Origin of the sequence: Flammeovirga kamogawensis (assembly GCF_018736065.1) — a bacterium.
Taxonomy (GTDB): Bacteria; Bacteroidota; Bacteroidia; order Cytophagales; family Flammeovirgaceae; genus Flammeovirga; species Flammeovirga kamogawensis.
On record NZ_CP076128.1, the window covers coordinates 922,741 to 937,450 of the forward strand.

Genomic DNA, 14,710 nt, shown 5'->3' on the forward strand with positions numbered 1-14,710 from the left:
AAATCAAATTTCTATGTCCTTAATCTTTTTTATTTATAAGGTGATGTATACGTCTTCTGAAAATCAGAAAAAGATTGCTTTTCTAAATCAGCTTCTTCAAGATAAGACAAGACCATTAACATTTTTTCTTTATTTTGATACCCTTGAAGAGGAATTGGCTGAGTTAAAAGTTCTTCATCTTTCCCAACAAATAAAACAACAACCGTAGGATAACTCATATTACCATTAAGTAAAGTTGATGCCAGTTCATGGTAACCTGTCCCCTTTTCCTTGTGATATACAAATGTCTCACCTTGAAAAGAAATTGGTAATTTCCCCTCTGCATCTAATTTTACAGCATAGAAATTGGTATTCATGTACTCGATTATTTTTGGATCGCTAAATGTTTTACGATCCATTTTTTTACACCAAGTACACCAATCGGTATATACATCAACAACTATCTTTTTAGGTTGTATTTTGTTTAGATTTATCGCTTCTGTAAATGATAACCAATTTATCTTTTCTTGAGCATATAAATCAGTTATTTGAAAGATAAATAGAATTAAAAAGAAGGTTATTTTTTTCATAGCTTAAATATCACCAATAAATAGAATAGACTGATGTTAACTGAGAAAATATAACATCATTTAAATCCATATCAATTTAATTTCTAATGAATAAATTATACAAATTAACTGCAGTTCTTTTGATGATGCTTTTAACTGTATCTACAGTGAATGCCCAAAAAAAGACGTTAACACTTGAGGATGCGATTGTAAAAAGATGGTCTCAATTTTATCCCAAACACCTTGCTGTACAATGGCGACCTGATAGTAAAGGATATTATATTATTAACGAAGAAAACAGAATTGTTGAGGTTAATGCTAAGAAAGGGACAAAGAATATTATTTTAACTCTTGGCGGCTTGAAAGGATCTCATAACGACCTTTTAAATATTAATAGATTACCAAGGTACAAATGGATTTCTAAAAATCAGTTTACGTTCAAAGTAGAAAATAAAATTTATGTAACAGATGTTACAACCAAAAAATCGGAGCAAACTACTTCTTGGAATTTAGAAGGAAAACATCAAGATGTAACTACAGATAGAAAAAAAGTAGCCTACACAATTGAAAATAACCTTTTTATCTCTATTGGTAACGGAGAAGTTCAACTTACTAATGAATCAAATAAAGAAATTGTTTTCGGACAAACAGTTCATAGAAATGAGTTTGGTGTAAACAAAGGAACGTATTGGTCTCCAAAAGGAACTGCGTTGGCTTTTTATAGAAATGATCAGACAATGGTTACCAATTATCCTTTAGTTGATTTATCTACACGCCCAGCTTCTGCTAATCCAATTAAATATCCAATGGCAGGGCAAAAAAGTGAAGAAGTTACTTTAAAAGTGTACAATACTGTTTCTAAGAAAACTATTAATATTAAAACAGAAGGACCTAAAGAGCAATACTTAACAAATGTAGCTTGGAGTCCAGATGAGAAATCAGTGTATGTAGGTATCTTAAACAGAGATCAAAATCATTTGGCTTTAAATGAATATAATGCTGAAACTGGTGAATTTGTGAAGACTTTGTTCGAAGAAAAGGACAGCAAATATTTATCTCTTACACACCCTATGGAATTCCTTCCAAATTCTAACGATAAATTTATTTGGAGAACTGAAAAAGATGGTTTTGAACATGTTTATCTTTATTCTACAGATGGTAAACAATTGGCTCAAATTACAAAAGGTGATTGGGTAGTAATGAATGTTTTAGGTTTTGATAGAAAGAATCAAAATATTTTTGTTTTAGGCACTGATAATAACGGAATGGATCGTCAAGTTTATAAAGCAAATTTAAAATCTAAGAAAGTTACAAAAATCACAAAAGAATCTGGTGTTTATAGCGGTGTTAAATATGATGCTTCTAGTAATCTACTTTTTGCTAATTTCACAAACATATCAACGCCAAATAAAGAGGTTATTTTTGATAGCAATGGAAAAATAATCAAAACTATTCTTGATGCGAAAGATCCTTTAGCAGATTATAACGTATCTCCTATTGAGCTAAGTACAATTACCGCAGCAGATGGTAAAACTGTTCTAAACACCCGCATGATTAAGCCGTCTAATTTTGATGCTACTAAAAAATACCCTGTAATTATGTATGTATATGGTGGTCCAGGTGTACAATTACTTACAAATAGATGGCAAGCAGGCGCAGCTCTTTGGATGCAAAAAGCTGCACAAGATGGATACATCATTTATACAGTAGAAAGTAGAGGTTCTGAAAATAGAGGAAAAGATTTTGAACAAGCAACTCATTTACATTTAGGAGATGCGGAAATTGCGGATCAATTAAAAGGTGTTGATTATCTAAAAACACTTCCATATGTAGACAGTAGTAAATTAGCTATTCATGGTTGGAGTTTTGGTGGTTTCATGACAACTTCACTAATGACAAAATCGGCTGGTACTTTTAAAGTTGGTGTAGCTGGTGGACCTGTTATGGATTGGGGACTATATGAAATTATGTATACTGAAAGGTATATGTCTACTCCACAAAAGAATCCTAAGGGTTACGAAAAATCTTTATTATTAGATAAAACACATCTTTTAAAAGACAAATTACTTATTATTCATGGATTGATTGATGATGTAGTCGTACCCCAACATTCTTTCTTATTCTTACAAAATTGTGTATCGAATGGTGTGCAAGTTGATTTCTTCACTTATCCAGGACATCCACATAATGTTAGAGGAAAAGACAGAGTTCATTTAATGAAAAAAGTATTGATGTATATTGATGATAATATCAATAGATAAATAGCTTTAGGTAGTTTTACGAAGAAGAAAGTGTGGCTTTTTAGATAAGTCACACTTTTTTTATTGTTTTCTAATGATGAATATAAATCATCACTATAGTTTAATAAACGTAAAAAAATATAATTTTATGAAACTAGAATAGTAACTTGTGTCAAGTTTGTATGTTATAAAATTAACATCAAATTGTATAAAGTGAAACGATATTTTAAAAATCACGTTTTCAGTGATTTGCAACAAAATAGATAGTTAACTACATTAATTAATAGCTGCACAATATTTTAAGGAAACGTTTAGTATGAAAAAACTCGCACTTCATTGGAAAATAATCATCGGTATGGTTCTAGGGTTACTATTAGGGCTTTTTATAAGTTTTACTGGTAATGCAGAGTTTTCTAATGATTGGATTAAACCTTTTGGAACAATATTCATTCGCCTTCTTAAATTAATAGCAGTACCATTAGTACTAATATCTTTGGTAAACGGTGTTGCATCAATGACCGATCTATCCAAATTATCTAAAATGGGTGGCCGTGCCGTATTGATTTATTTAGTAACAACTATATGTGCTATCTCTATAGGGTTAGTACTCGTAAATATATTCCAACCGGGTGCAGGATTCTCTGAAGAAATGAGAGCAAACTTTTTAGAAAGATTTGCAGATAGTGCATCAAACAGAGTTGCTCAGGCAAGTGAAGTACAATCAAGAAGTCCTTTACAACCTCTTTTAGATATGGTACCAGGTAACATATTTAATGCAATGAGTAGTAATAGTAATATGCTACAAGTAATTTTCTTTGCTATCCTTTTCGGAATATCCTTAGTTGCTATTCCTGCAGAACATGGTAAAGCAGTAAAAGATTTCTTTGGCAGCTTAGATAAAATCATTTTAAAAATGGTTGATTTAATCATGCAATTTGCTCCTTATGGTGTCTTTGCTTTAATTGCTTCTCTTATTACAGATTTCACGGGTGATGACCCCTCTAAAGCAACTGAACTATTGCTTACACTAGGCTTTTACTCATTAGTTGTAATAATGGGGTTAATGATAATGGTAACAGCTGTTTACCCAACTATTCTAAAAGTTTTTGCTAAAGTAAATTTCTCGCAATTTATAAAAGGTATCTTCCCTGCTCAGATGATGGCATTTTCTACTAGTTCAAGTGCTGCAGCATTGCCTGTAACAATGAAACAGGTGGAAGAAGAATTAGGTGTATCTGAAGAAACAACAAGTTTTGTACTCCCATTAGGTGCAACTGTAAACATGGATGGCACAAGTTTATACCAAGGAGTAGCGGCAGTTTTTATTGCCCAAGTTTTTGGTATTGAACTCACAATGATGGACCAAGTATCTATTGTAATTACTGCAACTTTGGCCTCTATTGGTTCTGCAGCAGTTCCTGGTGCAGGAATTATTATGCTAATTATTGTATTAGAACAAGTTGGCTTACCTACAGAAGGTATTGCATTAATTCTTGCTCCAGATAGAATATTAGATATGTTTAGAACCGTAGTAAACGTTACAGGAGATGCCACAGTAGCTATTTTAGTAGATAAATCTGTAGGTAATCATCCATCAATTGAAAACACAATAGAAGAAGATTAAACTTCTTTTTTATATAATAGATAACAATAAGGCGATCAATACAGTAAGTAATTGATCGCTTTTTTCTTATCAATGCAAAATATACTTACTTTTGCACCCTCATACTCGTAACTTTGACGCAATGAAGTCTTTAGAATTATTAGCTCCGGCTAAAAATATTGAAATTGGTATGTCTGCTATCAACCATGGTGCAGATGCTGTATATATAGGTCCAAAAGCTTTTGGTGCCCGTGATGCCGTTGGAAATAGTATCCAAGACATCGAAAAGTTAACAAAACACGCTCATCGATACAATGCAAATATCTTTGCTACGATGAACACTCTTCTTTTTGATAATGAATTAGAAGCAGCTCATAAACAAGCTTGGGATCTTTACCATGCTGGTGTAGATGCAATCATTATTCAAGATATGGGGCTTTTAGAGATGGACTTACCTCCTATCCCTTTACACGCAAGTACTCAAACTCACAACTATGATTTAGAAAAAGTTGAGTTTCTTGAGAAAGTAGGTTTTGACCGTGTCGTATTGGCTCGTGAGTTATCTATCAAGCAAATTGAAGATATTGGAAAGAAAACAAATGTAGAATTAGAAGCTTTTGTAGCTGGTGCACTTTGTGTTAGTTTAAGTGGACAATGCTATATGAGTAATAATGTTGGAGATCGTTCTGCTAACAGAGGTGCTTGTGGGCAACCATGTAGACTACCTTTTGATTTAGTAGATAATGCGGGCCAAATGTTAGCAAATCAAAAACATTTACTCTCTCTTAAAGATCTAAACTTAGAAGATTACGTACTTCCACTTGCAAGAGCTGGTGTAAAATCTTTTAAAATTGAAGGAAGATTAAAAGACGAAGCGTATGTAAAAAATATGGTAGGTAACTTCCGTAAACGTATTGACTTTGTATTAGATAAGTACGGTAATGAGTTTGTGAGTGATTCTCAAGGCAAAACTATTCTTGACTTTGAACCTGCTCCTGAAAAAACTTACAATAGAGGTTTTTCAGATTATTTCTATAATGATAGACACACTGAAATTGTAAATTACGATACACCTAAAGCAATTGGTGATAAAATTGGTGTGGTTAAAGATGTAAAAGCAAATCAATATTTAATAGATACTGATAAAACTTTAGTTCCTGGTGATGGTCTTTGCTTCTTAGATAAGCACGAGAAACTTCAAGGAATGAAAGTAGAACATGTTGATAACGATGGATGGATTAAAACATCTTTAGTAATGGGCGTTCGCGTAGGTGCTGAAATCTTTAGAAACTTCGATCAACAATTCAACAAAGAATTAAAAGCGGAAAAAACAGTTCGAAAGATTGAAGCTGATGTTGAAATGAAATGGGAAAACAGTACGGTATCGTTAACTATTAAAGATATTTACGGTAATTCCCATACAGATAATTACAAAGAAGCATTCGAGGTAGCCTCAAACAGAGAAAAGTCTGAACAAAATATGACTAAATCTCTTAAGAAATCTGGTAATACTATCTTTTTAATCAACTCTGTTTCTTTACCTAAAGGTAATTTACCATTTATTCCAGGTGGTCGTTTAAATCAAATGAGAAGAGATTTAATTGATGCTCTTGAAGCAAAAAGAAATAAAGCATACAAGCAACCTGCTCGTTGGAATACAGAAATTGATGACACTTTCCCATTCCCCAAAAAGATTCAAAAATGGGATCATCATGGAAATGTATTAAATAAACTTGCCAGAGTTTTTTATGCCAAACATGGAGTAACAGAAATTGAAGAAGGATTTGAAGGTCGTGAAGATAAAAGTAAACTTCGCCTAATGACTACAAAACATTGTTTGCGTTATCAAATTGGTATGTGTGATGAACATGAAACGTTTGTAACACCTCCTGAAAACGTACAATTTCCTCTTTATTTAAAACAAAAGAAAAATAGATATAAGTTAAAATTCAATTGTAAAGATTGTGTGATGACTATTGATGATTCTCCAGAAGAATTAGTATAAAATTAAGGGTTACATCTCATATAGAAATGTAACCCTTTTTTATGCCTAAATAATGGATAGATTATTCATCATCATCATCATCTGCACTGTTCTTATAGCTTGTTTGATCATCTTTGCTAGATTCAGCAATAGAATCACGCATCGTAGTATCAGCCTGTAAGTTTTTTAACTTGTAGTAATCCATAATTCCTAAATTACCACTTCTAAACGCTTCTGCAATTGCACGAGGCACCTCTGCTTCAGCTTCAATCACTTTAGCTCTAGACTCTTGCGTTCTTGCCTTCATTTCTTGTTCAACAGCTACAGCCATCGCTCTACGCTCTTCTGCTTTTGCTTCTGCAACCTTTAAATCAGCATCTGCTTGATCAATTTGTAATTTTGCTCCAATGTTATCTCCAATATCAATATCTGCAATATCAATAGAAAGAATTTCAAAAGCAGTTCCAGAATCTAATCCCTTTTCTAAAACTAGACGTGAAATCTTATCAGGGTTTTCTAATACTTCTTTGTGCGATAGAGAAGAACCAATAGAAGTTACAATACCCTCACCTACACGAGCAAGTATTGTTTCTTCACCTGCACCACCAACTAACTGAGCAATATTTGCACGTACAGTAACTCTTGCTTTTGCTACAAGTTGAATACCATCTTGTGCTACAGCAGAAACATTTGGTGTATTAATCACTTGTGGATTTACAGAAATCTGAACAGCTTCAAATACATCTCTACCTGCTAAATCTACTGCAGCTGCTAATTTAAACGATAAAGGAATATTTGCCTTCTCTGCTGAAATTAATGCCTTAATTACAGAAGGTACATGACCACCTGCAAGATAATGAGTTTCTAATTCTGCAGTATTTAGGTCTAAACCAGCTTTAGTTGCAGTAATCATAGAGTTAACGATAATCTTTGGGGGCACTTTACGAATCCTCATAGTTACTAAACTTAGTAAACTAATTCGAACACCAGAAAAAATTGCTGTAATCCATAGGTTAACAGGAACAAAATACATTAATGTAAAAAAGCCTGCAATACCTAGAACTAAAAATACAGCGATAATTGATAAGCTCATTTTTTAATTTTAGTTTATATTTAATCAATAATATTACTTAATCTGAAAGATAATACATAATAATGATTGTTTTGATGTCAAATATCAACTTTTTATATCTATAAATTTTACCATATTTGTGGAACAATTATTTTTAAACTCATTTTAGTGGTAAATTATACCCTTCTTTAGTCAAAAATATTTCAATTAAACATTTTACTAACCATAATTAATAGTAAATCGTGAGTAAATCAGCTTCACAAAGTCACCCTAAGGGACTTTATACTTTATTTGCAACCGAGTTCTGGGAAAGATTCAGTTACTACGGGATGCGAGGATTTTTTGTTTTATACCTTACAGCAACACTAGCAAAAGGAGGATTTGGACTCGAAAAAACAGAGGCCTATAGCATCTATGGTATTTTCACAGCATTAGTATACGTAACTCCAATTATTGGCGGTATTCTGGCAGATAAATTAATTGGACAGAGGAAATCGATTTATGTTGGTGCCCTTCTAATGGCTATTGGTCAGTTTACTATGGCATTATCTGTAACAGATATGCATGATATGTTTTTAACACGTCAGATGTCGTTATACTTAGGTTTAGGATTACTTATTACTGGTAACGGTTTCTTTAAGCCAAACATTTCGACAATGGTTGGTGGTTTATATAGTTCAAACGACCCAAATAAAGATAACGGGTTTACAATTTTTTACATGGGTATCAACTTAGGTGCATTTGTAACAAACTTTGTAGGTGGTTCTCTTGCAGAAAATGTTGGTTGGCAATATGGCTTTATGGCAGCAGGTATAGGTATGGTTATCTCAACTATTTGGTTTTTCTTAAGAGAAACTTCTGTTGTTAGTGGAGAAACTGGTCTTCCTGTAGGTTTACCTCCTAAAGATGACCCACATAAAAAGAATAAATTAGAAGGTAAAGATTGGACTTCTATCCTATCTTATGTAGTTGGTTTAACGGTATTCTCTTACATTATTGTCCATTTCTTAATTAATGTAGATGCAGATATTATTAATACTATTGTAGGTATTATTGGTATTGGTGGTTTTGCGTATTTAAGTTATACAATTTATCAGAATACAGAAGGAGCTACACAATGGAGTCGTGTAGGTGTAATTTTAGCCTTAGCAATTTTCAATATTGTATTCTGGTCTGGTTTTGAGCAAGCGGGTACATCTTTTAATACTTTTGCAAATGAATACACTGATAGAAATGTAATGGGATTTGAAGTTCCTGCTTCATGGTTCCAATCTATTAATGCTGTATTCATTATTATTTTAGCACCTTTATTCACTGTTATCTGGGGCAAGCTTTCTGATATGAAACTAAACCCAAGAACACCTTATAAATTTGCTTGGTCATTAGTTTTCTTAGCAATTGGATTTGGTATTATGGCAATCGCTAATGATACATATAATGCTTCTAATGCATTAATATCTCCAATGTGGTTAGTAATGGTATACTTCTTCCATACTGTTGGTGAGTTATGTATGTCTCCTATTGGACTATCTATGATTACAAAATTATCTCCACCAAAAATCGTTTCAGTAATGATGGGACTTTGGATGGGATCAATTGCATTAGGTAACTTCTTTGCAGCACAAATGACTGCAATTTCAGAATATTATGAATTTGACACTTTCTACTTCATTACAGTTTATGCATTGGTTGCAGCAGCATTAGCTTTTGTTGTTTCACCATTCTTAACAAAAATGATGAAAGGTATTCACTAAGAATATTTTATATAAACATACAAAAACGGGTCTCGATAAATTTCTATCGAGACCCGTTTTTGTTTTTAAAATTCTAGCACTTTATTTCTTTGCTACTAATTCTATCTGATGAGATGCTTCTTCCATGAAATCAATTTCATGCTTATTCATTGGCATTCTTCTATTAAATTGTATTTTATTTTGCACCGAAAATATTTCATAATCTCCTTTTTTCATTGGGATTTGAAGTGCAATTTCATCTAAAGCTTCTTTAGATTCGTCATATTTTTTATTTAAATAACCAATAAAGTCATACTCTTCAGTAATCTTATTTCTAACAAACACAAAGAAACCTTGCTTTTGTATTTTTTTACTATTTGAGTAAAATACTACATTCCCGATATTATCACCAGCAGCTAAAGGTGTTTCTACTTCAGCCTTATGATCTTTAAAAATTACTGTATGTGTATAGGCACTAAATACTTCAGTTAAATCGTGATTTATGTCTAAAAACACTTTCTGAAATTTAGCTTTTCCATTTTTCACATCACTGATTGTGTACACTGATTCTAGGTATGAATCATTATCATAAAAGACTTTAAGGACTTCTCCATCTTGAACAAATACCCTAGCATTCTGGACTTCTCCATCCGTATGGTGTTCAAATTCTTCTTCAGAGGGCATAATTACCCACGCTTCAAACCAACCATTCTGAGGAGAAGGTAGACTTTCTGCATTTTCTTTGTAATAATTTTTTAGCTCCTCAGTACTCTCAAAGTTTTGAGCATTTGTACTGTTGTAATTAGACAAAATGAGGAGAACAATAAAAGAATAAATTAGGTTTTTCATAATGATAATAGCGTTAATTAGGTCTGTTTAAAATTAACGTATTACCTCCAAAAAGAATAATTAAAGTTTGTCTAAAAACTACTTAACAAGGTCTATCTAAACTTCCCATTTTTTTTCTTTATCATAAAATAAAGTACCTGATGAAACTGTTAATGGCGAAGCGTAATTATTATGATACAATTGCCCAGTACCAAGTCCATGTGGTTTATCTATTACATAGTTTGCTGTAAATTGTGCAATTGCATTTAAACCAATATTTGATTCTAAAGCAGAGGTCATCCACCAAGGTATATGTTGCTTTTCTGCCAATGCTATCCAAGTTTTAGAAGCTTCTAAGCCACCAACTAAAGCAGGTTTTAAAATAATGTATTGTGGATTTATAGTTTCTAATAATTTCTGCTGATGTGCTGTTTTTATACCTATCAGCTCTTCATCTAAAGCAATTGGTATTGGTGTTGTGCTACATAGTTCAGCCATTTCATCCCATTGCCCTGCCCAGATGGGCTGTTCGATAGAATGGAGTGAATAGGCAGATAGTCGTTTTAACTTTTCCATTGCCTCACCCACTGCAAATGCTCCATTTGCATCTACACGTAATGTGATTTCTTCTGGAGAATATTCAGACCGTATATATTTAAGTAATTGTAATTCGTCTTCAAAATTTAAAGCTCCTACTTTTACCTTTATACAATCAAAGCCTTTGGCCAATTTCTCATCAATTTGTTGTTTCATGAAAGCTTTATCTCCCATCCAAACTAACCCATTAATAGGAATTGGTGTCCCTTTATAAAAACTGTTAGTATAAATTTTTTTCTTTCCTCCATTAGATAAATCTAACAAAGCAGTTTCTAATGCGAAGAATATACTTGGGTAAACCTCTTTATCTAAAAAATCACTTAATGTAGCAAAGGATAAAGGCAACTTATTGATCTTATCAAGTACTAACTTTAAACGTTCTTCATAATCTTCAAAATAATCAATACTCAACCCTTTTAATGTATTACATTCTCCCCAACCTACTATGTTTGGTTCATCTGTATCAAAAACAGAAATAAGAAAACAATTCTTTGTTGTAATTGACCCTCTAGATGTTTTAGCGGGGAAATTAAAGTCAAGTACTCTTTTTTGATAACTAAATTGAAGCATTGTTTTAGAAAGCTGATGCTGGTTCTGATATTTGATATTGATCACCTAAACGGAATTTACTTAGTTTTTCAACCAATTCTTTATCCGTATGGATTCCTTGTTTAATATTAGAAATTTTTCCTATTTCTCTGTCATTTTGAAAAACAATAGATTCAGGCATTTCTCCCATTTTACGAGTTTCAGGGTTTCGTCTCCTTACTTTATAAATAAAGGCATCTCTAGAACCCAATAAAACTTTTTCAATAGATGAATTTTCTAAATAAGAAGAATAACGTGTTTTAAACACTCTATCAGTAGAACTCTCATCATTAAAGTTTTCTAACTGATATAATAAGTTTCCTCTATTTGTATCAGTAATTAAAATTTCTAATTCTGTTTCACCTCTTTCAACTAATGCCGATTTCCCTCTTAAACTTTCCTTTGTAGAAAAATCAAATGCAATTAAACGCTCTGTAGTTTTTAAATTATTTGGTAAAGAAGCAAGTAACCTATGCACACTATTATAAGATTCTATTGATTTTTCTTCACCAATTAATTTCACCATTTGCTTTAATACATTCACATTATTTTCTGTTGATTGTACTAAGGCTAAAATAAGTCCTGAACCAGATTCTTGAACTATATAAGATTTTAATGCTTTAGGGTTAATTGTCACTAAATGCCCCGTCATGTCCCAATTATTACCAGAAGAAAACGGTTCCATTTTTTGGACATTGTACCTCTTAGAATTTAAAATTCGCTCAGAGATTGTTTTGGCTACCTCATCCCCAAGTTTATGTTTTTCGTGTAATTTTATAAGATGAATTGTTATTGTATTACCATATAAAGGGTCTACATATACCCCTTCAACAATTTCATCAACATCTTTTTGAAATTGTCTAATTGACAATCCACGAGGTAAATCAAATGATATATTTCTACTTACAGTACTTTGCCTGTGATTAATATCATGATAATAGTGTAAAGATTTTACACTCTTCAATCTAAAATAAGGTGTATATGGCAATTGAGATACAAGATCTAAAGCACTCCAAGTAACGGGGTAATTGTCAATCTCATCTTCTTCAACTTCCAATAATTGTTTCTGTAATTTGTTGTAATTCTGAATTTCAAGATTACTCATTCGGTGGTTATCTTCTATTGTCATTTTTAAAGACAATGCATCTTCTAGTGTTTTTTCTGCACCAATCATGATATGATACCACTTACCTCCTTCTGTTGAAGTCTGTGAAATTGTATATGGTTTAAGTCCCATATCCGAGACACGTTCAAGAGCATTTTCTAAATTATCATATTCTCTAAAAGAGGCTATCTTAATTGAAAAAGGCTTTTCCGTATCAAATTGTTCAACAGAACAGCTTACTAGCAGAAAAATATATAAAGAAGAAATTAAGTACTTTGTAATAGAGATTCTCATCGAGACACAATAAGTTAAGTATATTTATGTGTGCAAAAATAGGATAATTCTATCAATTTATTGTGCTAGTGGTAATATATCTTTAAGCACCACTACAGAATCCATCTTATCCCCATACTCTAATTTATGCATTACATCTAATCCTTCAACCACTTCAGCAAAAATTGTATACCTGCCATCTAAATGATGTGTAGGAACTTCTGTAAAGAAAAACTGACAAGATTCGGTATCTTTTCCTGCTGATGCAATACCTAATGAACCTTCTTGGTATTCTAATAAAGAAAATTCTGAAGGAATAGAATACGGTAAACCACCAAAACCATCTCCACGAGGATCTCCACCTTGAGCTACAAAATTTGGCACCATTCTATGAAAGAATAAACCATTGTAAAATTTTTGTTGAACTAAATCTACAAACATCGCAACAGTTGCAGGAGCATCTTCTACTTTAAGCTGAATGGTTATCTCACCTTGGTTGGTATAAATCTTAGCTAAATGATTAGGCTTAATATTCTGAATCATTTCCCACTTTACCCCAACATTACTTTTAAGAGCTTCATATTTATAAGTCGTTTGATTGATCGCTGCAATTGCTTTCTCAATTTCTATCACGGCTTCAACTTGCAAAGGAATTTCTAAATTCTTTTTCACACTATCCATTTGATTAACAGAAGGATAATATTTTTTAAATTTAGCTACATTTGCTGACATGAAAGAACAAACTGTATAAATCTGACCTACATCTTTTGTCAGTAAAGCATCAACCAAAATTTTATTGAGCTCTTTTCCTTTAGAAGAAGAAAGTGACTTCTGCTTTGCATAATTAGCAGTTATAATTTCAATTGCTTTTGTTTTTAATGGAATCGATGTAGTTGTTTTCCAAGTATCAAAGGCAATATTCTTCCCTAATTTTGATTCATTCATTGCTTCTAATAACAAGCATTGCTCGTAAACCGAGTTCGAATTTTCAAAAAGGTCTTTTGTAAAATTATAAATTTCAGACTGTTTGTTTCTCTCTTCCATTACAGCCTTTAAAGCTTTAGCTCTTGGATTAGGGTATTTAATTTTTTTGGCAATTTTATATACCTGTTTTGATGTGTTCCAACCAAGCTTTTTATAAAGAACATCTGCAGCCACAGTTGCAACAATTGGATCTTTATTGTCTAAAAAAGAAATTGTTTCATCAATTACAGTGGTGTATTTCACTGCTTCTGTTGCTTTAATAGCATTAATTAAAACAAGTGATGATTTTTCTGATGATAGAATTTTTTGTAATGCACTTGCACTTCCATTTGCCTTTGAAAACGCTTTAATTGCCAATGCAAAATTTGCTCGAATTAATTCATTTTCATTTCTCCTTGCCTGATCAAAAATATTAGAACTAAAAACCTCTAAAGTATGCTCAGAATTAAGTTTCCCGAAAAAAGAGCTACACCATTCTCTTGTTTCATCATCTTCCATACCTTCTGAAAAACTTCTAGAATAGATTCTCATTACTTGTAAAGCAGCATCTAAAGATGTACTATTTTGCCATACAATTGCTTTGTATAATCCTTTAACAATTCCTCTTTTTATAGGTACTGATAGAGTAACAAAACCTGTCATAAATACAATAGCTCTATCAGTTGCACACATCCCTAGCGCTTCAAAAAGGTGCTCTACAACTTCCTCTTCTGCTTCATGCATCACGATATAATTGATCATAAAATCGTTTAACTTCGGTGATGATATTTGACCTATAGCGAAAGCTGCTGCAATTTTCAAAGAAATATCATTTTCTTCCTCTAAAATCTTTTTACAATAAGGTAATGCTGTTGTATCTTGTATAGACCCAAAAGCGATTAATGCTTCTCTTCTATATTTTAAAGAATCTGATGTTAAATATTCTGCTACTCCCAAAGTGTTTCTCTGATCTCTTAGATTATAAATATCCCTAATCTTTGCGTCTTTAAACTTATTATCAAAGTGAATTATTTTTTCTTCATTTAGGTTTTCATCTTGTGTACAAGCTGATGTCAATACACATATAAACACTAGTAAAAAATTTAACTTAAAAGAGTAATTGAGTTTGCTCATTTGAATTGATTTTGATTGATTCAGTTAAAAATAACCAAAATT

Annotated in this window: 10 protein-coding genes; 4 read left to right on the plus strand and 6 right to left on the minus strand. The window is 32.1% G+C overall.

Translation table 11 applies throughout. The features are described 5' to 3' along the window. Positions 1-29: 29 nt before the first annotated feature. Positions 30-569 carry a thioredoxin family protein gene (locus KM029_RS03665; protein WP_144075429.1) on the minus strand — a complete coding sequence of 180 codons (540 nt, stop codon included), beginning with the start codon at positions 567-569 and terminating at the stop codon, positions 30-32. Positions 570-655: 86 nt separating this feature from the next. Here KM029_RS03665 and KM029_RS03670 point away from each other — a divergent pair, with 86 nt between their 5' ends. From KM029_RS03670 to KM029_RS03680, 3 genes are all read left to right on the plus strand, one after another. After that, on the plus strand, positions 656-2,809 hold the full coding sequence (locus KM029_RS03670; protein ID WP_144075430.1) for a S9 family peptidase: 2,154 nt from the start codon (positions 656-658) through the stop codon (positions 2,807-2,809). Between the two features lie 295 nt (positions 2,810-3,104). Next, positions 3,105-4,412: a dicarboxylate/amino acid:cation symporter gene (locus tag KM029_RS03675; RefSeq protein WP_144075431.1), complete on the plus strand. Its 1,308-nt coding sequence runs from the start codon at positions 3,105-3,107 to the stop codon at positions 4,410-4,412. A gap of 121 nt (positions 4,413-4,533) precedes the next feature. Continuing rightward, the gene (locus KM029_RS03680) at positions 4,534-6,396 is read left to right on the plus strand and encodes a peptidase U32 family protein (RefSeq protein ID WP_144075432.1); all 1,863 of its coding nucleotides are present in this window, start codon (positions 4,534-4,536) and stop codon (positions 6,394-6,396) included. A gap of 61 nt (positions 6,397-6,457) precedes the next feature. Here KM029_RS03680 and floA read toward each other — a convergent pair whose 3' ends face one another. Then, positions 6,458-7,468 (minus strand): flotillin-like protein FloA, encoded by a 1,011-nt coding sequence (gene floA, locus KM029_RS03685; RefSeq protein WP_144075433.1) that lies wholly within the window; start codon positions 7,466-7,468, stop codon positions 6,458-6,460. Positions 7,469-7,689: 221 nt separating this feature from the next. Between floA and KM029_RS03690 the strand changes: the two genes are divergently transcribed. After that, the gene (locus tag KM029_RS03690) at positions 7,690-9,201 is read left to right on the plus strand and encodes a peptide MFS transporter (RefSeq protein WP_144075434.1); all 1,512 of its coding nucleotides are present in this window, start codon (positions 7,690-7,692) and stop codon (positions 9,199-9,201) included. A gap of 81 nt (positions 9,202-9,282) precedes the next feature. Here KM029_RS03690 and KM029_RS03695 read toward each other — a convergent pair whose 3' ends face one another. From KM029_RS03695 to KM029_RS03710, 4 genes are all read right to left on the minus strand, one after another. Next, positions 9,283-10,029, minus strand: coding sequence for a hypothetical protein (locus KM029_RS03695; RefSeq protein WP_144075435.1), 747 nt, complete (start codon positions 10,027-10,029; stop codon positions 9,283-9,285). A gap of 96 nt (positions 10,030-10,125) precedes the next feature. Next, positions 10,126-11,175: an o-succinylbenzoate synthase gene (locus KM029_RS03700; RefSeq protein ID WP_144075750.1), complete on the minus strand. Its 1,050-nt coding sequence runs from the start codon at positions 11,173-11,175 to the stop codon at positions 10,126-10,128. A 4-nt stretch (positions 11,176-11,179) separates the two neighbouring features. Then, positions 11,180-12,592: an SPOR domain-containing protein gene (locus tag KM029_RS03705; RefSeq protein ID WP_144075436.1), complete on the minus strand. Its 1,413-nt coding sequence runs from the start codon at positions 12,590-12,592 to the stop codon at positions 11,180-11,182. A 57-nt stretch (positions 12,593-12,649) separates the two neighbouring features. Further along, positions 12,650-14,668 carry a peptidylprolyl isomerase gene (locus tag KM029_RS03710; RefSeq protein ID WP_205125463.1) on the minus strand — a complete coding sequence of 673 codons (2,019 nt, stop codon included), beginning with the start codon at positions 14,666-14,668 and terminating at the stop codon, positions 12,650-12,652. Positions 14,669-14,710: the final 42 nt, after the last annotated feature.